This window comes from Pseudomonas sp. WC2 (assembly GCF_050586545.1).
GTDB lineage: Bacteria > Pseudomonadota > Gammaproteobacteria > Pseudomonadales > Pseudomonadaceae > Aquipseudomonas.
Genome location: NZ_JBOBDR010000003.1, coordinates 365,072 through 385,882 on the forward strand (window position 1 = coordinate 365,072; position 20,811 = coordinate 385,882).

Annotated in this window: 16 protein-coding genes; 7 read left to right on the top strand and 9 right to left on the bottom strand. The window is 59.8% G+C overall.

The features are described 5' to 3' along the window. The first annotated feature begins 57 nt into the window (after window positions 1-57). The 4 genes from ACQ4OE_RS05605 to ACQ4OE_RS05620 all read left to right on the top strand — a co-directional run bounded on the left by ACQ4OE_RS05605 (window position 58) and on the right by ACQ4OE_RS05620 (window position 5,595). Window positions 58-1,596, top strand: coding sequence for a cryptochrome/photolyase family protein (locus ACQ4OE_RS05605; RefSeq protein ID WP_430946032.1), 1,539 nt, complete (start codon window positions 58-60; stop codon window positions 1,594-1,596). Between the two features lie 127 nt (window positions 1,597-1,723). Beyond that, on the top strand, window positions 1,724-4,186 hold the full coding sequence (locus ACQ4OE_RS05610) for a PAS domain-containing protein (RefSeq protein WP_430946033.1): 2,463 nt from the start codon (window positions 1,724-1,726) through the stop codon (window positions 4,184-4,186). Window positions 4,187-4,510: 324 nt separating this feature from the next. Next, complete coding sequence (locus tag ACQ4OE_RS05615; RefSeq protein WP_122595523.1) at window positions 4,511-5,116, top strand: SCO family protein; 606 nt, start codon at window positions 4,511-4,513, stop codon at window positions 5,114-5,116. Then, window positions 5,116-5,595: a copper chaperone PCu(A)C gene (locus tag ACQ4OE_RS05620; protein ID WP_122595522.1), complete on the top strand. Its 480-nt coding sequence runs from the start codon at window positions 5,116-5,118 to the stop codon at window positions 5,593-5,595. Before ACQ4OE_RS05615 ends, ACQ4OE_RS05620 begins: the two co-directional genes overlap by 1 nt. An 84-nt stretch (window positions 5,596-5,679) precedes the next feature. Here ACQ4OE_RS05620 and ACQ4OE_RS05625 read toward each other — a convergent pair whose 3' ends face one another. After that, the gene (locus ACQ4OE_RS05625) at window positions 5,680-6,396 is read right to left on the bottom strand and encodes a hypothetical protein (protein WP_430946034.1); all 717 of its coding nucleotides are present in this window, start codon (window positions 6,394-6,396) and stop codon (window positions 5,680-5,682) included. A gap of 117 nt (window positions 6,397-6,513) precedes the next feature. After that, window positions 6,514-7,530 carry an ABC transporter substrate-binding protein gene (locus tag ACQ4OE_RS05630; RefSeq protein WP_122595520.1) on the bottom strand — a complete coding sequence of 339 codons (1,017 nt, stop codon included), beginning with the start codon at window positions 7,528-7,530 and terminating at the stop codon, window positions 6,514-6,516. Window positions 7,531-7,900: 370 nt separating this feature from the next. Between ACQ4OE_RS05630 and ACQ4OE_RS05635 the strand changes: the two genes are divergently transcribed. Next, window positions 7,901-10,111 carry an LTA synthase family protein gene (locus ACQ4OE_RS05635; protein WP_430946035.1) on the top strand — a complete coding sequence of 737 codons (2,211 nt, stop codon included), beginning with the start codon at window positions 7,901-7,903 and terminating at the stop codon, window positions 10,109-10,111. A 47-nt stretch (window positions 10,112-10,158) separates the two neighbouring features. Here the strand turns inward: ACQ4OE_RS05635 and ACQ4OE_RS05640 are convergent, their stop codons facing one another. Next, a complete protein-coding gene (locus tag ACQ4OE_RS05640; RefSeq protein ID WP_430946036.1) occupies window positions 10,159-10,536 on the bottom strand; it encodes a hypothetical protein in 378 nt (125 codons plus the stop codon). A gap of 282 nt (window positions 10,537-10,818) precedes the next feature. Between ACQ4OE_RS05640 and katG the strand changes: the two genes are divergently transcribed. Continuing rightward, window positions 10,819-13,089: a catalase/peroxidase HPI gene (gene katG, locus ACQ4OE_RS05645; protein WP_430946037.1), complete on the top strand. Its 2,271-nt coding sequence runs from the start codon at window positions 10,819-10,821 to the stop codon at window positions 13,087-13,089. 120 nt (window positions 13,090-13,209) lie between these two features. Here the strand turns inward: katG and pepN are convergent, their stop codons facing one another. From pepN to ACQ4OE_RS05675, 6 genes are read right to left on the bottom strand one after another with little or no spacing between them, the layout of a single operon-like run. Further along, window positions 13,210-15,867 carry an aminopeptidase N gene (gene pepN, locus ACQ4OE_RS05650; RefSeq protein WP_430946038.1) on the bottom strand — a complete coding sequence of 886 codons (2,658 nt, stop codon included), beginning with the start codon at window positions 15,865-15,867 and terminating at the stop codon, window positions 13,210-13,212. Between the two features lie 10 nt (window positions 15,868-15,877). After that, window positions 15,878-16,708: a DUF2797 domain-containing protein gene (locus ACQ4OE_RS05655; protein WP_430946039.1), complete on the bottom strand. Its 831-nt coding sequence runs from the start codon at window positions 16,706-16,708 to the stop codon at window positions 15,878-15,880. Continuing rightward, window positions 16,705-16,965, bottom strand: coding sequence for a YeaC family protein (locus ACQ4OE_RS05660; RefSeq protein WP_007919229.1), 261 nt, complete (start codon window positions 16,963-16,965; stop codon window positions 16,705-16,707). The genes ACQ4OE_RS05655 and ACQ4OE_RS05660 overlap by 4 nt, the downstream gene beginning before the upstream one ends. A 32-nt stretch (window positions 16,966-16,997) precedes the next feature. Continuing rightward, the gene (locus tag ACQ4OE_RS05665) at window positions 16,998-17,867 is read right to left on the bottom strand and encodes a rhomboid family intramembrane serine protease (RefSeq protein WP_122595515.1); all 870 of its coding nucleotides are present in this window, start codon (window positions 17,865-17,867) and stop codon (window positions 16,998-17,000) included. Beyond that, entirely contained in the window at window positions 17,864-18,835 is a 972-nt protein-coding gene (locus ACQ4OE_RS05670) for a metallophosphoesterase (protein WP_122595514.1), read from the bottom strand. The genes ACQ4OE_RS05665 and ACQ4OE_RS05670 overlap by 4 nt, the downstream gene beginning before the upstream one ends. Beyond that, window positions 18,835-19,725, bottom strand: coding sequence for an NAD(+) kinase (locus tag ACQ4OE_RS05675; protein WP_003224174.1), 891 nt, complete (start codon window positions 19,723-19,725; stop codon window positions 18,835-18,837). Before ACQ4OE_RS05675 ends, ACQ4OE_RS05670 begins: the two co-directional genes overlap by 1 nt. Window positions 19,726-19,840: 115 nt before the next feature. Between ACQ4OE_RS05675 and ACQ4OE_RS05680 the strand changes: the two genes are divergently transcribed. Then, the gene (locus ACQ4OE_RS05680) at window positions 19,841-20,791 is read left to right on the top strand and encodes a DUF1853 family protein (protein WP_430946040.1); all 951 of its coding nucleotides are present in this window, start codon (window positions 19,841-19,843) and stop codon (window positions 20,789-20,791) included. The last annotated feature ends 20 nt before the right edge of the window (window positions 20,792-20,811 follow it).

The following is a 20,811-nucleotide window of genomic DNA, read 5'->3' on the forward strand; positions in this document are numbered from 1 at the left end:
AACGTCTAAACGTCCGCTCGGCGCCCTGCTGCCGCTCATTACGCTGAATCCGTGCCCATGAACAAAATCCATCGGCTGTGCCTGGTCCTCGGTGACCAGTTGTCTTTTGATCTGGCCTCGTTGGCCGGTCTGGATCGCGAACGCGACAGCGTGCTGATGGTCGAGGTCATGGAGGAAGCCAGCCATGTCGCCCATCATCCGCAAAAAATCGCGCTGATCTTCAGCGCCATGCGTCACTTCGCGCAGGCGCTGGAGAACCAAGGCCAGCGTGTGCATTACGTGACCCTCGACGACCCGCAGAACAGCGGCTCGGTGCCCGGCGAGTTACGCCGCTGGCAGGCGCACCTGCAGGCGAGCGAATTGCACCTGACCGAATGCGGCGACTGGCGTCTGGAGCAGTCGCTCAAGGACTGTGGCTTGCCGATTCACTGGCATGCCGACAACCGTTTCCTCTGCAGTCGCGACGAATTCCGCGCCTGGGCTGCTGGCAAAAAACAGCTGCGCATGGAGTTCTTCTATCGCGAGATGCGCCGCAAAAGCGGTCTGTTGCTCAACGGTGACGGCACCCCGGTCGGCGGCGCGTGGAACTTCGACGAAGACAATCGCAAAAGCTTGCCCAAAACCGTCAAGGCGCCCTACCCGGTGGGGTTTGCCAACGATGCAATCACCCACGACGTGCTCGCACTGGTCAAGGAACGCTTCGCCAATCACTACGGCAGTCTCGATACATTCAACTACCCGGTGACCCACGCCGACGCCCAAGCGTTGTGGGCGTACTTTCTCGACTATGGCCTGGCCGGGTTCGGCGATTATCAGGATGCCATGGCCAGTGACGAACCGTTTCTGTTCCATGCGCGCATCAGCGCCGCGCTCAATATTGGCCTGCTGGATTTGCGGCAGTTGTGCAGCGATGTCGAGTCGGCCTATTGGGCAGGCAGCATTCCCCTCAATGCTGCCGAAGGCTTTATCCGTCAACTGATCGGCTGGCGTGAATACGTCCGTGGCGTTTATTGGCTGGCCATGCCTGAGTACGCCGAAGGCAACGCTTTCGGCAACACGCGGCTTCTGCCCGAGTTTTACTGGACCGGCGCCACGCAGATGAACTGCATGCGCCAAGCCATCGGCCAAAGCCTCAAACACGCCTACGCCCATCACATTCAGCGCCTGATGGTGACCGGCAATTTCGCCCTGCTCGCCGGCATCGCGCCCAGCGAGATCTGTGAATGGTATCTGGCCATTTACATGGACGCGTTCGATTGGGTCGAGCTGCCCAACACCCTCGGCATGGTCATGCACGCCGATGGCGGTTACCTCGGTTCCAAGCCTTATTGCGCCAGCGGCCAGTACATCAATCGGATGTCCGACTACTGCCGCGACTGTGCTTACTCCGTGCGCGAAACCACGGCTGACAACGCCTGCCCGTTCAATGCGTTGTACTGGCATTTTCTGATGCGCCACGGCGACCTGCTGCGCGGCAATCAACGCATGGGCATGATCTACAAAAACCTCGATCGCATGTCGCCAGAAAAGCAGGAGGCACTCTGGCAACGCGGGCAGAGCCTGCTGGACCGACTGGATCGCGGCGAATCGTTATGAAAGCGCTTGAGCCGTGGCCCCCGTGCAACTTAAACCAGACGCCTCGGGTCAATGCCTGACAAAACTTGTGAAAGCTCACGGCAGTTCGCTGATTGCGCGCAAGGCAAACAAACACAACGCATGAAGGGTGGACATCCTGAAACAGCTTACTCGCGAGGAGCTTGAGTCCGAGGTCACGCGCCTGCGCCTGGCCGTCAAGGCGACCAGCGATGCCGTCTGGGACTGGGATCTGACGACAGACAAGATCCTCTGGAGCGACGCACTGCAGGAAGCGTATGGCTATGCGTTGGCGGCCATCGCACCCACTTGTGACTGGCGGTTTGCGCAGATCCACCCGCAGGATCGTGCGCGGGTCGAGGCCTCGATTCGCGCGGCAATTGATGGCGCGGGCACCCTCTGGAGCGCTGAGTATCGCTTCCGCTGTGAGGACGGTTCCTACGCCGAAGTGCTGGATCGCGGCCATCTGATTCGCAACGCCGACGGCCAGGCCGAACGCATGATCGGGGCGATGCTCGACCTGACGCGCTCGCGCAGCGCCGAATCCGCACTGCGCCGCAGCGAGGAGCGTTTCAGCACCATTCTGGAAACCATCGAAGCCGCGTTCGCCATCGTCCAAGTCAAATTCGACGCCGACGACCGCCCGATCGATTATCGCTTTGTCGAGGCCAACCCGGCGTTCGAACGTCAGGCCGGGGTCAACCTGCGCGGCAAGTGGGTGACGGAGTTTGCGCCCAACCTGGAAAGCTTCTGGTTCGAGACTTACGGCCACGTCGCCAAGACCGGCGAGCCGGCGAACTTCGAGAACTACGCCAATACCTTCGAACGCTGGTTCGACGTGCGCGCCGTGCGTGTCGGCGACCCGGCCGAACGGCAGATCGCGATTTTCTTCAGCGACGTGACCGAGCGCCGCGCCGCGCAGGAGCGCTTGCGCATCAGCGAAGCAGTCGCTCGGGAAAACGTCGAACGGGTGCAACTCGCCCTCTCCGCCGGCGCCATTATCGGCACCTGGCACTGGCATTTGCCCAGCGATCGTTTCAGCGTCGATGAAGGCTTTGCCCGGGTGTTCAACCTTGATCCAGCGCTGGGCCGCGACGGTCTGAGTCTGGAGCAAGTGGTGAGGACCGTGCATCCCGATGACCGCGATGGACTCACGGCGGCGATCAATGAAGTCATCGCCCGCGGCGGTCCCTACTCTCACCAGTACCGGGTCTGCGGTGCCGATGGTCATTACACCTGGATTGAGGCGAACGGTCGCGTCGAATGCGCCGAAGACGGCACGCCGCTGCGCTTTCCCGGCGTGCTTATCGACGTCGAAGACCGGCGCAATGTCGAAGCCGAACGCGACCGCGTCACCGCCGCCCTGAAAGCGCTCAACGACACACTGGAACAGCGGGTTTCAGCGCGCACCGCAGACCTGATGCAGGCCGAAGAAAAGCTGCGCCAATCGCAGAAAATGGAAGCGGTCGGGCAACTCACTGGCGGTCTGGCGCACGACTTCAACAACCTGCTGGCGGGCATTTGCGCATCGCTTGAGCTGATGGAAAAACGCATCGCCCAAGGTCGTGTGAACGACATCGACAAATACATGCTGATCGCCCAGGACGCCGCTAAACGCGCGACCGCCCTGACCCATCGCTTGCTGGCTTTCTCTCGACGCCAGACCCTCGATCCGCGACCGACCGCAATCAATGCGCTGATCGCCGGCATGAGCGAGCTGATCCAGCGCACGGTTGGCCCGAGCATTCGCCTGAAGACGGTCACCGCCGCTGATCTCTGGCCGGCCTTGGTCGACGCCAGTCAACTGGAAAACGCCCTGCTCAACCTGTGCATCAACGCCCGCGATGCGATGCCCGATGGCGGCAGCATCACCGTCGAAACCGCCAACCGCGCCATGGATGCTGAAGCGGCGCGGGCGCTGGACATGCCCGAAGGGCAATACCTGTGCCTGTCGGTCAGCGACACCGGCACCGGCATGAGTGCTGAGGTGATCGCCAAAGCCTTTGACCCGTTTTTCACCACCAAGCCCCTGGGCCAAGGCACCGGGCTGGGGCTTTCGATGATTTACGGTTTCACCAAGCAATCCGGTGGTCAGGTGCGGGTGCAATCGAGCGTGGGTCAGGGCACGACGATGTTGATTTACCTGCCACGATACTGCGGCGATGCAATCAACCCTCACGATGATGCGCAAAGCACCACCTCTGCGCAGGTAAAAGCGGGTGAGACCATCCTGATTGTCGACGACGAACCCACCGTGCGCATGTTGCTCAAGGATGTCCTGAGCGACCTCGGTTATCACCTGCTGGAAGCGGGCGACAGCGTCGAGGGCCTGGAAACCCTGCGCTCCACTGAACACATCGACTTGCTCATCACCGATGTCGGCTTGCCGGGCGGCATGAACGGCCGGCAGATGGCCGATGCAGGCCGGCAAATAAGGCCGAAACTCAAGACCTTGTTCATCACCGGGTATGCGGAAAACTCGGTGATCGGCAACGGCCAACTCGGCCCGGGCATGCAGGTGCTGACCAAACCGTTCGCCGTCGACACACTGGTTTCACGGGTCAGTGGTCTGCTGGCCATCGACGACCATTGAGCGATGTCCTCGGTACTGCAAAAAGCTGAAGCCCGCTTGTCAGGGCAGGCTTCAGATTGCCTCGCGTCGGCTTGTTTTTGCTGAGCCGTCAACGCCGAGTAGCTGTTCATCACGGCGCGGCTGCGCTGGAATTCGTGACCGAGGCCCGATGCAGCGCAGATGCAGTGAGCAGTCGTCACTTTTTCTTACACCTTTTGTCGCCCTATCCTGCGCCGCACGGCGATCCGCAGCCGTCGTCTGGTCTCAGTTTGGTATCATGCGCCGCTTTTACGGCTAACCCCCCGCCAGTCCTGCCGACTGACGGGCTGCAAAAGGCGGTATTAGATGACGGCTTTGTTGACTCGCCGCAAGGTGCTTGCGGGAATGGGCGTACTCGGGCTCGGCCTGCTCGCCGGCTGCGACACCCGCGGCCAACTGTCGTACAAGTACGGCAAGGATCTGAGTGACAAGATCCTCGGACGCACCTTCAAGCTGAAGAACACCGACGGCGAAACCATGTCGCTGTCGAGCTTTCGCGGCATGATGCCGATGATCTTCTTCGGCTTCACCCAGTGCCCGGCAGTCTGCCCGACCACCCTCGCCCGCGCGGCGAAAATCAAGAAACTGATGGGCAAGGACGGCGATCGTCTGCAGGTGATCTTCATCACCCTCGACCCCGAACGCGACACGCCGGAAATCCTCGACGCCTACATGAAGGCCTTCGACCCGAGTTTCGTCGCGCTGTACGGCACCGTTGAGGAAACCAAGGCCACCGCCAAGGAATTCGACGTGTTCTACGAGAAAGTCCCGGCGGGCGACACCTATACCATCTCGCACACGTCGACCAGCTACGTCTACGATTCCCGTGGCGGCTTGCGCATGGGCCTGTCCACCTCGCTTTCGGCAGAAGAATGCACGGAAGACTTGCTTACTGTTATGGAGGTTTGCTGATGCACCCTGTTCTGAACCACATCAAACGTGCCGCACTGACCCTGTCGCTGATGGGCCTGGCGTTCCAGGCCTCGGCACAGACCAAAATCGACGACGCCTGGGTCCGTGCCACCGTGCCGACCCAAACCGCCAGCGGCGCGTTCATGACCGTCACCGCCGACAGCGACAGCAAGCTGCTCAGCGTTGCCACGCCTGTGGCCAAAGACGTGCAGATCCACGAAATGACCATGAAGAACGACGTCATGAGCATGGGCCCGGTGAAGTTCGTCGAACTGCCGGCCGGCAAAGCCGTCAAGCTTGATCCGAATGGCTACCACGTGATGCTGATGGGCCTGAGCGCTCAGTTGAAAGAAGGCGAAAGCGTGCCGCTGACCCTGACCGTCGAGAACGCCAAGGGTGAGAAAGAAACCATCGAAGTCAAAGCGCCGGTTCGCGCGCTGACCAACATGGAAGGTCACGATCACAGCAAGATGCATTGATCTGACTGAGCGGCAATAAAAAGGGGCGGCCTGATCGATGATCGGACCGCCCCTTTTTTTGTGCGTGAAGACAACCCAAACAACTCAACCGTTACGCGACAGCGCTTTACGCACGCTGCTGCTGGTCATGCCCGCAGGTTCGGCGACAGCTTGGGCCTGAGGTTGCTCAGCGGCTTGCTCAGGCATTTGCACCTGGCCGGAGCGCCCTGCGTGGTATTGGCTTTCGACCTGCTGGTTCAAACGGGCCATAAAGGCTTCCAGTTCGGCAATCAACAGCTTCTTGCGCTTGGAGCCTTTGACGCACTCATAGATGTAATAACCCGTGCCCACCAGAAAGCCCAACACACCGGCGAGCAAACCGATGCCGACCCACATGGCGAAGGCAATCAGCAAGGGCTTCCAGCGAAACGGTGACAGGCCCAGATCGGTGTTCAGCGCTTTGGCGTCGCGAATCAAGTAGGTCTTGGTCGAGGAATGGTTTTGCAGATGAGTGTGCAGCAACTTCTCGCCATCGTTGCTCACTGCGCTGATCAGCGAAATGTGCTGGCCGCTGCGCAAAGGAATATCGAGCCCACGGAAACTTACATCGTGCTCGATGCCATCCGCCGTTCTGATCCAGAACTCATGGTTGATCACCATCACCGAGTTGATGTGCACCGCGATGGGCTGACCGTTACTGTCGAATTGACCGTTACCACCGGTGGAGGTGATGCGGGTTTCGCTCATTTTCTCGCTGCCCACCACTTCACCGCTCAACACGGTGAAATCAACGGTTACATCGCCATGGGTGAACTTGTGCATTGAGGGGTCCTTGGTGCGTCGGCCGACGTTCGGGATAGAAATCCATAGGCCGCGAATGCTACTAAGTGGCCATCTCCCTGTCCAGAACGCTCCGCCCCCTCATTGTTAATCGCCCAGTCAGCTACCCGCGCCACCATGCGCCTCTTCAAAGAAGTAATCCTTCCAGCTCCCCGCCTTGTTCTTCAGCACGCCGAGTTCCTGCAGTTTCTCGGCGTAGATGAACGTGCGTTGCGGCACCACGGTGAAATCGATTTCCGGGTCTTTGACGATTTGCTCGACCAGCGCCAACGGCAACTTCGATTGCTCTACGCGGATGTAGGCCTGGGCTGCGGCGGGTTTGTCGGCCTTGATGATTTTCTCGGCTTCAGCCAATGCGTCGTAGAACGCCTTGTAGGTTTTCGGGTTTTCGTCGTGGAATTTTTCCGTGGTGTAGAGCACGTTGAACGTCGCTTGGCCGCCGAGGATGTCGTAGGAGCTCAACACTTTGTGCACGTTGGGGTTTTGCAGGGCCTGGTATTGGAACGGCGGGCTGGAGAAGTGCGAGTTGATTTCCGAGCCGCCGGCAATCAATGCCGCTGTGGCGTCGGGGTGCGGCAGGCTGACGGAGATGTTGTCGAATTTCTTGAACTGGTCGTCACCGAATTCCTTGGCGGTTTCGATCTGCAAAGTGCGCGACTGGAAGCCCACGCCTGCCGCTGGCACGGCGATACGATCCTTGTCGCTGAAGTCCTTGAGCGTCTTGATGTTCGGGTTATTGGTCAGCAGGTAGTTGGGCATCGAGCCCAGCGCAGCGATGGCTTTGACGTTCTGCTTGCCTTTGGTGCGATCCCACACGGTGAGCATCGGCGGCACGCCAGCGGAAACCACGTCCAGTGAACCGGTCAGCAGCGCTTCGTTCATCGCCGTGGCGCCGGAAATGCTGTTCCAGTCGACCTTGATGTCGAGGCCCTGCTCTTTACCGTGCTTCTCGATGAGCTGCTGATCGCGCACGACATCGAGAATCAGATAACCGATGCCGAATTGCTGGGCGATGCTGATCTTGCCTTCGGCCTGGGCGCCAGTGCTGAACAGCGCACTCGCTGCTAGGGAAGCGGCCAACAGAGTCAGCGCGGAACGTTTGAACGGTGTGGCCATGACAACCTCGCAGCAGGAAGTGGTGTGCTGAAAGGCCTGACTTTATCGCTATAAAAAACAGAAATTAAATACCTTTATCGCATATCGATAGCACGAGGACGTTTGCCCGGCACAAAACGTCGGCCCGTTTTCACGCGGGATCTTCTTCGGTCTCGACTGCTTAAACAGCCTGAAACAATAAATCCCATTACGCCAATGCGGCCGATTGCCGTGCAACCTGAGAGCCCGTCCGGGCTGCAGACGATCCTCATCGTCATCAGCGACCCGGACAGCGGACCGCCCCAGCGTTTAAAAGGGCGATCAGACCGCCCACCCTTGGTATCATCGCCCACACTTTTTTGACGTTTTGATGACTGGAAGGTCTTTTTTTGTGAGTGCTCTTTTTCACCGGTTGCGGCAGCCCAATGCCCGCCTCTTCTCTCTGATTGTATTGGTATTGATCGTGCCGGCAGGCCTGCGCGCGGCATTGGGCTGGTCGACGCCAGTGGGTTACCTGTCGGACTTCGCCATCGGCAGCCTGCTGGTGGTGTTATTGCATCGTCGGGCGTGGTGGCTCGCCTTGCCGGTGTTGCTGTTCTGGGGACTGCTGGCGGTGGCGACAGCCGAGTTGGTCAGTGCCGTTGGCCGATTGCCGACGCCTGGCGACATTCATTACCTGATCGACCCGCAATTCGTGGAAAACTCCACCGGTGGCGGGCTGGCCCATCCCGCCGTCGGCATCAGTCTGTTACTGGCGTTGGCATTCTGGCTGCTGACCCGGTTCACCGCACGCGGTGTTTCCCGCCCCGCCCTGCCCCGCGCGTTGTGGAGCGTTCCACTGGTGCTGTTCGCGGCACATTGGGGTGTGCAAAACCAATGGCCCAACGAAGACGACCCGTGGCGCCAATACAACCTGCCGCACCAATTGCTCGCCTCACAGGTCGCCGACCTGCAGATTCAGGCCGAAGAATGGCTCGACGGCGATGTTGAAGAAGCCGCCCCCGCCATGGCCGGGCTCACCGATGTCGATCTCAACGGCCAGCCATTGCTGACCGCGCCCGGTCAGGCGCGCAACGTACTGATCATCGCGCTGGAAGGCATTCCCGGCGCTTACATTCGCGCCAACCGCGAGGCCATCGGCAGTCACTATCAGGAAGACCTGATGCCCAATCTCAGCCGCTGGGCCGAGCGCGGGATGAACACGCCGGATTACGTCTTGCACACCCACCAGACCATTCGCGGCCTGTACGCGATGCTGTGTGGCGATTACGACAAACTCAACAACGGCACGCCCAAGGGCGTGGAAATGCTCACCCTGCACGAGCGCAATCAGGCCTGTCTGCCAGCGCAACTGCGTGCGCACGGCTTTAGCACCCATTACCTGCAAGGCGCCGGGCTGCGCTTCATGGCCAAAGACAAAATCATGCCGCACATCGGTTTCGATGCGACCCATGGCCTGGAATGGTTCACCAATACCAACTACCTCGAATTCCCGTGGGGCAAGGATGACAAGGCGTTCTTCGAAGGCGCGCTGGATTACGTCGGCCAACTGAAAAAGCAGAAAAAGCCGTGGATGCTGACGTTGCTGACCGTCGGCACCCACCAGCCCTACTCCGCCCCGGAGGAGTATCTGGAGCGCTACGAAACGCCTAAACAGGCCGCCGTCGGCTATCTCGATGATGCGCTGAACCAGTTCCTCAGCGGTCTCGAACGCCAAGGTGTGCTGAAAGACACGCTGGTGGTGATCACCTCGGACGAATCCCACGGCATCGACGGCGTGCGTCTGGCCTCTTCGTGGGGCTTCAACCTGACCCTGGCGCCGGAGCACGAGCAACTGCCACGGCTTAACAAAGGGGTTTATGGCCACGTCGATCTGAGCACCTCAATTCTCGACTACTTCGATCTGCCAGTGCCTTCAGCGTTGAGCGGTCGCTCGCTGTTCCGTGATTACGATTCCGGTCGCGAAATCATGTCGTTCACCAACGGCAAACTGCGCTACCACAACGGTCAGGGGATCTTCTCCGAGTGCGACATGCCGCGCCGCTGCCGCTACTACGAAAGCGCCGGTTTCATCGCCGAAAGCGCCACCTACAAAGGCAACTACAGCGGTCACCCGGCCCGGCAGATTGCCGCGCGCGCCAACGCGCTGGACCTGTCGCTGCTGCGCACACCGCTCAATCATCGCTACCAGTTCGGCAGCACCAACGTCATCCCGCTGCAAGCGCAGATCAAGGATGACTGGGCCGACAACCTGATCGGCGCGCAATACCTGGAAATGCCCAAGGGCTCGCACACCCGCGTACGCTTGACCGTGCGCTCGATCGACCCGCAGCAAGCGGCGTACATTCAGCTCAAGGCCAAAGAGTTCGAGCAGGACGTGCAGCTGGGGCTGCCGGCAGAAATGGTCGCCACGGCCGACCAACCGCTGGAAATGGATTTCAGTTTCGACAACCCGCAGCCGCGCAAAGCCTTCTCTTTTCATCTATTGGGATATGGGCAAGGCTCAGTCGAAGTGACCGATTTCAGCGTGATCACGCAATTGCCGGGGCAGGAAGACATCATTGACGAAGTGCCGGAGGATGATACGGCGCAATCGAGTTGAAGTAAGTGACGTTAAACGGGGCGCAAATGGGCGCCCCCACAATGGACTCACCACTTGTTGGTAATATTGAATTTCCCGGTCACTTTCCTTTTATCCTCCAACGTGAAATCAATAGTTCCTTCGATACTGTCTCGATTTTTATCGAAGGTCACTGTTGTTGAGCCTGATCCCACCAGAGATTTGCGTTCGTTGATCGTGACATCCCATTGCAGCCCATCGTGGTAATGTTCCACCTTATGCGGCCCCTCACCCGGCAGTGCGGTGGGAACGGAAAAAACCACCTTATTCATATCCCCTTCATACCCCAGAATAAAGTAATCCTCGTTCGCAAAATGAAGCACAACTACGTTTGTCTTGAGAAATGGCACACCGTCGACCTCTGCGGTGAATTCACCAACCCCTGGCTTTTTTTCCTGCGTGGTCATAATCAATTCCTTGGCATTTATCCAGCGGACTTCGAGAGTTTCCGCGACGTATGAAAGTAGACGTATTAAACAACCTGCCCACAACTGTCATTTGTGACAGGTTAATTAGAACCTTTCGGAATAAAAAAGCAGATCCGAACCACCTCCGTTCATAGCACCTGAGAGACTTTCCCTATCAACGTCCAATAGTCGGGCTATTAGCTGACTTGCCAAGTCGGGTCTAGCCTTACTAGTCCGAAGTCGGCACGAGCCGGCCGTAGAAGACCTGATAAGGACCCGAACATGGCAAACGAATCGAAATGCCCGTTCAACCACGCTGCCGGTGGTGGTACGACGAACCGTGACTGGTGGCCGGATCAACTCAATCTGAAAATCCTTAGCCAGCATTCGCCCAAGTCCGACCCGCTGGGCAAGGATTTCGACTACGCCAAAGCCTTCAAGAGCCTGGATTTCCAGGCGCTGAAACAAGACCTCACCGCGCTGATGACCGACTCCCAGGATTGGTGGCCGGCCGACTTCGGGCACTACGGTCCGCTCTTCGTACGCATGGCCTGGCACAGCGCTGGCACCTATCGCACCGCCGATGGCCGCGGTGGCGCGGGCTCTGGCCAGCAACGCTTTGCCCCACTCAATAGCTGGCCAGACAACGTCAGCCTCGACAAGGCCCGGCGTCTGCTGTGGCCGATCAAACAGAAATATGGCCGCAACATTTCCTGGGCTGACTTGATTGTCCTCACCGGCAACGTCGCGCTGGAATCCATGGGCTTCAAGACTTTCGGTTACTCGGGCGGTCGCCCGGATGTCTGGGAACCCGACGAAGACGTGTATTGGGGCTCGGAGCATGAATGGCTGGGCGGCGACAGCCGCTATGGCAAAGACAAGGCACCCATGCAGGAGCCCGGTGACGGCACACTGGTCGCCGAACCGGATTTGCACGGCAAAGAAGAAAGCCGCACCGACCAAGGCGAACGCAACCTGGAAAACCCGCTGGCCGCCGTGCAGATGGGCCTGATTTATGTGAATCCGGAAGGCCCTGAAGGTAATCCGGATCCGGTCGCTTCCGCCCACGACATCCGTGAAACCTTTGGCCGCATGGCCATGAACGACGAGGAAACCGTGGCGCTGATTGCCGGCGGCCACGCCTTCGGTAAAACCCACGGCGCCGGCCCGGCCGACAACGTCGGCCCTGAGCCGGAAGCCGCCGGCCTTGAAGAACAGGGCCTCGGCTGGCGCAACGCATTCGGCACCGGCAAAGGTGCCGACACCATCACCAGCGGCCTGGAAGTGACCTGGACCACCACGCCCACACGCTGGAGCAATAACTACCTGGAAAACCTGTTCGGTTTCGAATGGGAACTGACCAAAAGCCCGGCCGGCGCGCATCAGTGGATTCCGAAAAATGGCGGCGGTGCCGGCACCGTTCCCCACGCCCATGATCCGAATAAAAAACTCTCGCCGACCATGCTCACGTCTGACCTGGCGCTGCGCTTCGACCCTGCTTACGAGCAGATTTCGCGGCGCTTCCTCGCCAACCCGGATCAACTGGCCGATGCCTTCGCCCGCGCTTGGTACAAGCTGATTCACCGCGACATGGGCCCGCTGTCACGCTACCTCGGCCCGGAACTGCCGAACGAAGAACTGCTATGGCAGGACCCGATTCCTGATGTCACGCATCCGCTGATCGACGACAGCGACGCCGCCGGCCTGAAAAGCAAAATCCTCGGCTCGGGTCTTTCGGTATCGCAACTGGTCTCGACCGCTTGGGCGGCCATCTCCACGTTCCGGGGTTCGGATAAACGCGGCGGCGCCAACGGTGGACGTCTGCGTCTGGCGCCGCAGAAATTCTGGCAGGCCAACCAGCCTGAGCAGCTGGACAAGGTGCTGAGCGCACTCGAAGGGATTCAGAACGAGTTCAACAGCGGTGCCGCTGGCAAGAAAGTCTCGCTGGCCGACCTGATCGTGCTGGCCGGTAACGCCGGTATCGAACAAGCGGCGAAGAACGCCGGTCATTCGGTTTCAGTGCCCTTCACGCCGGGACGTGCCGATGCGAGCCAAGAGCAAACCGACGTTGAGTCGTTCGGGTTTCTTGAACCGATTGCCGATGGCTTCCGGAATTACAGCAAGGCCAAGTACACCGTTTCCGCCGAAGCGCTGCTGATCGACAAGGCGCAACTGCTCACCCTCACTGCGCCGGAAATGACTGTGTTGCTCGGTGGCTTGCGGGTGTTGAACACCAACGTCGGGCAAACCCGTCATGGTGTTTTCACCAGCCAGACTGAAGCGCTGACCAACGACTTCTTCACCAACCTGCTGGACATGGGCGTGGAGTGGAAGCCGACTTCGAGGGATGCGGATGAGTTCGAGGGACGTGACCGCAAAAGCGGCAGCGTGAAATGGACGGCGACCCGCGTGGATCTGGTATTCGGTTCCAACGCGCAGTTGCGCGCATTGGCCGAGGTGTATGCCAGTGCGGATGCGAAGGAGCAGTTTGTTAAGGACTTCGTCGCAGCGTGGACGAAAGTCACCAACCTGGATCGTTTTGACCTGAAATAACTGACTAAACGTAAACCATTGTGGGAGCGAGCTTGCTTGCGAATACGGTGTATCAGATGACATTTGCGTCACTGACACGCCCTTTTCGCGAGCAAGCTCGCTCCCACATTTCGTTATGCGTTACGCCAAGCTTTTGCTGACGACTTCGTACACATCACTCGACAACTGCCCCGACGCCCGAATCCGCTCCAGCTCAGCCTTCATCAACGCCTGACGAGCGCTGTCGTATTTGCGCCAGCGAGTCAGCGGCGCCAGTTGGCGCGAAGCGATCTGCGGGTTGAAGCCGTTCAGTTCGATCACCAGATCCGCGAGGAAGCGATAGCCAGAGCCATCCGCGGCGTGGAAGTTGATCAGGTTCTGCCCGGCAAACGCGCCGACCAATGCACGCACCTTGTTCGGGTTCTTGATGTTGAACGCCGGGTGCTGCATCAATGCCTTCACGCGCTCCAGACCGCCCGGCAAGGTGCTGCCGGCCTGCACGCTGAACCACTGATCCATGACCAGCGGATTGTCCTTGAAGTGCTCGGCGAAACTGGCCAGCGCCAGCGCCTTCTGCTCTTCGAACGGCGAGTTGACCAACACCGCCAGCGCGGTCAGGCGCTCGGTCATGTTGTCGGCGTTTTCGAACTGCTCCAGCGCCGCCGCGAGGACTTCCGCTTTGCCGCTGAGCATCAGGTACGACAGCGCGATGTTCTGCAATGCGCGACGGGCGAAGTGCTCGGCTTCAGCGACGTAAGGCGTTTGCTTCGACAGATCACGGTTGGCCTGGTAACGCAGCCACAGCGCTTCGAACAAACTGTCCGCCAGTTGCTTGCGGGCAAATTCGCGAGCGGTGTGAATCGCCTCGACATCCGCCACTTCGCTGATTTCAGTCAGGTAGGCCTCACCCGGCAACGACAGCATCTCCGCGACCATCGCCTGATCGAGCGACTCATCGGACAGCACGGTTTTCAGCGCCGACACCAGACGCGGGTCAAGCTTCAGGCTCTCGCCCTTCTGATGCTGGCCGATCAGCTCTTGCAGCACCTGCACCGACAGTTGCTGACCGGCATCCCAGCGGTTGAAACCGTCGCTGTCGTGCTGCATCAGGAACATCAACTGATCGCGGTTGTACGGGAAGCTCAGTTTTACCGGCGCCGAGAAACCGCGTAGCAGCGATGGCAGTGGCTGTTCAGCGATGTCGACGAAGGTGAAAGTCTGTTCAGCTTCGGTCACCGAAATCACGCGGGTGGTGCCCTGCGCCGATGCTTCGCCAGCCAGACGCAAGGCAATCTCGTTGCCTTGGCTGTCGAGCAGGCCGAGTTCCACCGGAATCACGAACGGCAGTTTTTCAACTTTGTCCGGGGTTTCCGGGCAGCTCTGGCGGAAGGTCAGGCTGTAGGTTTTCGCCGCGGCGTCGTACGACTCGCTCACCGCCAGACGCGGTGTACCCGCCTGGCTGTACCAGCGCTTGAACTGGGTCAGGTCGACGCCGTTGGCATCTTCCATCGCCTTGATGAAGTCATCGCAAGTCACTGCCTGACCATCGTGGCGTTCGAAGTAGAGATCGCTGCCCTTACGGAAGCCTTCGGTGCCGAGCAAGGTGTGGATCATGCCGACCACTTCCGAGCCCTTTTCGTAAACGGTCAGGGTGTAGAAGTTGGAGATCTCGATGAAGCTGTCCGGGCGCACGGCGTGGGCCATCGGGCCGGCGTCTTCGGCGAACTGGTGGGTACGCAGGTAAGCCACGTCCTGAATGCGCTTGACCGTGGCCGAGTTCATGTCGGCAGAGAAGCCCGAGTCGCGGAACACGGTGAAGCCTTCCTTCAGCGACAACTGGAACCAGTCGCGGCAGGTCACGCGGTTGCCCGACCAGTTGTGGAAGTATTCGTGAGCGACGATCGCTTCCACGCGCTGGTGTGCAGCATCGGTCGCAGTTTCGGCGCGAGCGAGCACGGCGCTGGAGTTGAAGATGTTGAGGCCTTTGTTCTCCATCGCGCCCATGTTGAAGTCGTTGACCGCGACGATCATGAAGATGTCCAGATCGTACTCGCGACCGTAGACCTCTTCGTCCCAGCGCATCGACTTCTTCAGGCTGTTCATCGCGTGCTGGCACTTGTCGATGTTTTCCGGCTCGACGTAAATGCGCAATGCAACGTTGCGATCAGTCATGGTGGTGAAGCTGTCTTCGACGCACCACAAGTCACCGGCCACCAGCGCGAACAGGTACGCCGGTTTCATGAACGGGTCTTCCCACGTCGCCCAGTGGCGGCCGTCTTCGCCCGGGCCCGAGGCGATCGGGTTGCCATTGGAGAGCAGCACCGGATAGCTGTGCTGTTCGGCGACCACGGTGGTGGTGAACTTGCTCATCACGTCCGGGCGATCGAGGTAATAGGTGATCTTGCGGAAACCTTCGGCCTCGCACTGGGTGCAGAACATCGTGCCGGACTTGTACAGGCCTTCCAGTGCGGTGTTGGTTTCCGGGTGGATCTTGACGCTGGTGTCGACCGTGAAGGTTTCGCTGGTCGGTTGCAGGGTCAGGTGGTTTTCCGTGAGCTGGTAATCGGCGTCAGCCAACTGCTGATCCGCGAGGGTCACCGAAAGCAATTCCAGCTGCTGGCCATCGAGCACCAGCGGCGGCAGGCCCGCGCCACGGGCCGGGTTGCGGCGCATCACCAGTTGCGCGTGAACCAGGCTGTGGTCCTCGAACAACTCGAAGGTCAGGTGTGTTTCGTCGATCAGGTACTCGGGCGCCTGATAGTCCTTCAGGTAAATCATCTTCGGTTGTTCGGTGCGCATGCTGAAGTCCTTATTGATGCACGGCGAGCTGATAAGCCGTGTACTTGCGAATGTTGATCACGCCGGTATCGAAGATCAGGTACTGGCCTTTGATCCCCAACAGCGTGCCTTCGGCAATCGGGTTCTTGTCCAGGTTGAAGCTGACGATTTTGGCCGGGTATTGCTCGACTGGATAGCGGATCTCGAGCGGTTCGACATCGGCAATCGTCTGAATAGCTTGTAGGCCGAATCGCTCTTGCAAACCTTGCAGACCCTCAGCACAGCTTTCAAACAACTGGTCACGCACCTGCGCCAGATCCACCGTCACCGCATCGCCCTTGAGCAATGCACGCCAGTTGGTTTTGTCGGCCACCTGGCTGCGGAACAGATCTTCAACGAAGCCCGATTGCTGCCGTGTCGAGACGCGCATGATCGGCAACGCCTGACAGGCACCCTGATCGATCCAGCGAGTCGGCAACTGGGTAGCACGAGTGATGCCAACCTTGATGCCCGACGAGTTGGAAAGGTAAACCACGTGGTCGGTCATGCAGAACTGCTCGCCCCACGCTGGATCGCGGCAGGTGCCGGCATCAAAGTGGCAGCGTTCCGGGCTCATGATGCACAGGTCGCACTGCGCCAGTTTGGTCATGCACGGGTAGCAATAACCCTGACTGAAACTGGTTTTGGTCTTGCGCCCGCAATGGGTGCAATGGATCGCCCCCAGGTATTCCAGACGCACCGTGGTGCCGATCAATGGGTTGACCGGCACCTCGACGTCATCCAGACGAAACGCGTATTGCACGTTCGGCCCGTCGAGGCGCGCCGACATTTTACTGATTGCACCGCGGCCAATCTCGATCAATGGATGGCATCCGACTTGAACAGGATGTTCGGCACTTCGATCGACTTCGATGCACATTCCTGCGGGCCCATGTAACCGGTGCGCTGGTCTTCAGGCAGGTTCTGGATTTCCCAGGCGATCATCGCCTGCAACGACAGTTCGCGCTGTTCAGCGGTGAGCTTGCCACCGTCGGACCACTTGCCGATTTCCACGGCCAGTTTCAGGCTCTCGTAGATGTCCGGGGTGATGTTGTTGATCATGTCGTTAAAAGAGGACATCAGGGTCTCCGTGCTCTTTATCTGCTGAAAATTTAGGCGGCCAGTTTACGGCGGTTATACAAACCGCCCAACAAACCGGTGAAGCATCCGATGAGTAACCCGCCGACGTGCGCCGCATTGGCGATTTCGCCGAAGCCGATCATCGAGATCAGCCCGGACATGCACACCAGCAACCACACCAGCATCATCACCAGCACGCCGCGCGGCAGGCGATAAGCCGGGTTCGGCGACAGCAGCTGGAAGATCCAGCAGTGCCCGAGCAAACCGTAGAGCACGCCGGACAAGCCGCCGAACAGGGTCGCGCCGCTCCAGGCAAATTGTGCGTAGTTGGAAACGAGGCTGAACAACAGCGTCAGGCCGATCAGGTTGATGCTGCCCTGACGCGACTCGATGCGCCGGCCCAGCTCCCAATACCACATGCCGTTCATGGCCAGGTGCAGGATGCCGAAGTGGATCAGCATCGGCGTGACCAGCCGCCACCACTGCCCCGCCGCCAAGCTGTCGGCCAACGGCACAAAATGGATGTACTCGCCGACCACCTGGAAATCGAGGAAGGTCAGCCAGCGCAAGGTTTGCAGGTTTTCGCCCAGATACGTCAGGCCGCCGACAATCAGGCACAGCAGCAGAATAAACCCGGTGGCTTTGGCGTACTTCAATTGTTCCGCGAAGCTCGGGCGCTTCGCGGTCTGCGCGACGGGGATATCCAGTTGCTGATCGGGATCGCCGGCTGGGAACCGCTCGTACAGCGAACGCACGTCTTCACTGATCTCAGACGGTGCCCACAACACTTGTTCGCCCGCCTCTTCGCTGACCCGATGGGGAACCTGCATGCGCTGCAGCAGCTTGACGAAACCGCTCAAATCCACCGCCAAGGGCAGACGCAATACCGCTACCGCACTCATTGCAGCACCTCCGGCCGCTCGACATCGACCCAGACAAATTTATTGGGATCCAGACGTGTTTCCTGATCCAGACGATAAGCAACGAGTTTGCCGTACAGCACCGCGCTGTAATCCAGACACGCCAGATTCGGGCGGATCGGCGCCGGTCTGCCGCTGCGCCAGTAATGGCCGACGAACAACAACGGCTCGTCGACGCCGTAGCGCAGCAAGTTGTTTTTTTCACTGGAGGTTAGCGGCTTCTGCGCCACCGGATCTGGCAGTGCATCAGGCTGGAAAACGATATCGCCGTAGGTTTTCGGATCGTCTTCCCAGAACTTGGTGCGGAAGAACGAACGCACCAGACCATCGCCGCTGGTCATGGTCAGACCATCCGGCAGGCGCATGTCGGTGCCGCGCAGCAAACGGTCGAACACGGTGCAGGCGAAACTGTCCGGCACCGCCGAGGCTTGCAGGAAGTGCTCGTCGATGCAGCCATTGGGAAACAGCGCGCGCAGCGGTTCGATCAATCCGGCATCCCAGCAAGCGTGGACGACACGGAAACGCCCGGCATCGACAAACAACGGCAATTCGTAGAACCAGCGCTGGAAGTCATGCCAGTCAGCCGGATGGCCTTCAAATTGAGTCAGGGTTTCGTGGAGCAGGCGCGCATGGCGCGGCGTGTGTTCGCGGACGAACTGCTTGCCGCTGCCCGGTGGCGCCGGGGTGCTCCAGCCGAGCGCGTTGAATTCGTGGTTGCCCATGATGCACAGGGCCTGACCGGCCTCGACCATGTCATGGACGATGTGCAACGCCTCGCGAATGCGCGGGCCACGGTCGATGATGTCGCCGACGAACACGGCCATGCGCGATGGATGCCGCCAGACCCCGCCCTGCTTGTGATAACCGAGGCGGTCCAACAAGTGTTCAAGGGTCAGGGCGCATCCGTGCACGTCACCAATCAGGTCATAACTGCGCGCGGGATCGAGCATCAGTCGCCTCCACCGCCCAGCTTGCTGCCCCAGCCGAGCTTGGTGCGGCAGACTTCGTAGTAGTTATGGTCGAGCGGATGAATCAGGCGCAGCTTCTGCGCTTTTTTGCTGACGGTGATGGTATCGCCCGGCGCGCAGGTAAAGTGGTTCTGCCCGTCGCAGGAGACTTGCGGGTAAATCTGCATGTTTTTCGACACGACGATTTTCAGCTCACTGTTGCCATCGACCACGATTGGCCGGCTTGACAACATATGGGGGTACATCGGCACGATCACAATGGCATCGAGCTTGGGATGCATGATCGGCCCGCCCGCAGACAGCGCGTACGCGGTGGAACCGGTCGGCGTGGCGACGATCAGGCCGTCAGCCTTCTGGCTGCAGACGAACTGGCCGTCGATGTACAGCTCGAACTCGATCATCCGCGTCGATTTGCCCGGGTGCAGCACCACGTCGTTGAGCGCATCGCCCTGGCCGATGGCCTCGGCGTGACGGCGAACTTCGGCTTGCAGCAGGAAGCGGTTTTCCACCAGATAGTGGCCGTCGAGCACCTTGGCGACTTCGACTTCCAGCTCGTCCGGGCGGATGTCGGTGAGAAACCCGAGGCTGCCACGGTTGATGCCGAGCACTGGAATATTGTGTTTGGCCAGCGCGCGGGCGGCGCCGAGCAGGCTGCCATCACCGCCGACGACGATGACCATGTCGCAGACTTCGCCGAGCATCTTGCGCGACGAGGTTTGCAAGCCGTGGCCCGGCAGGACTTCGGCGATGGTGTCTTCGAGGATCACATGCAGGTGACGATCGAGCAGAAACCGTTTCAGTCGGCGGACGGTATCCAGCACCTGGGAACTGCCCAGGCGACCGATGATGCCGATATTACGAAATTGCTCCATGGGACCTCTGCGGACAATCGAAAACGCGAAAACCACGATTATGGGCGAAAGCGCCGGTTAGACAAAATCCTTTCAGCCTCAAGGGTGTGCTCGTGTTTACGGCTATGCTCGCAAGATGATCCTATTTCCAGATTTGCTCCAGTTGCCCCACCAATTACGTCACCCGGAGGTGCGGGATCTGGCGTGGGTGATCCTCGCCCCGCCGATGCTCGCCACCACGCCATGGCCGCAACGCCATCCGTTGGCCGGCAGCGACTGGGTGCATGACCCCGAACGCCTCGAGCACTGGTTGCGTGAGCTCGACCGCGACAGTTATGGCTTGCTGCATTGGTTGTCGCAGGCGCGCACGCGGCGCCTGGGCCTGTATTACGAGCGGCTGTGGCAGTTCGCCGTGGAGCATGCGCCCGGCATCGAATTGATTGCGGCCAACCTGCCGATTCGCCGCGAGGGCCACACCCTCGGCGAACTGGACATGCTGCTGCGTGATCGCGATGGCGTGCATCACCTGGAACTGGCGATCAAGCTTTACCTCGGCCCGCAGGAGGGTGACGGTCGTGACTCGGCGCAATGGTTGGGGCCGGGTTGCCATGATCGACTGGACCGCAAACTGGCGCATCTGGCGCAACATCAATTGCCGATTTCGGCGCGCCCGGAGAGCCGTGAAGTGCTGGCGAAGCTGGATATCGAGGTGTTCAGTGCACAGCTGTGGCTGGGCGGTTATCTGCTCTATCCGTGGCCGGGTCAGGCTGAATCGCCGAGCGGTGCGCACCCGCAACATTTGCGTGGCAGTTGGTTGCATCAGAAAGACTGGGCGGCGTTCGTCGCGCAACGCCCGGCCGGGCGCTGGCAGCCCCTGCCCCGCCATGCCTGGCTGGCACCGGCGCATTATCCGGCGGATCAGACGTGGACCACTGAACATTTGCGGATGTGGCTGGAGGATCTGGAGCCGCTGGCGCCAGCGCAGTTGCTGGTGCGCCTGACCGAAAATGCGCGGGGGGAATGGGAAGAGGCGGAGCGGTTGTTTCTGGTGTCGAATCTTTGGCCGAATGTGCCGGGGCAATCCTGAGACATGTGGTGTGTGATATG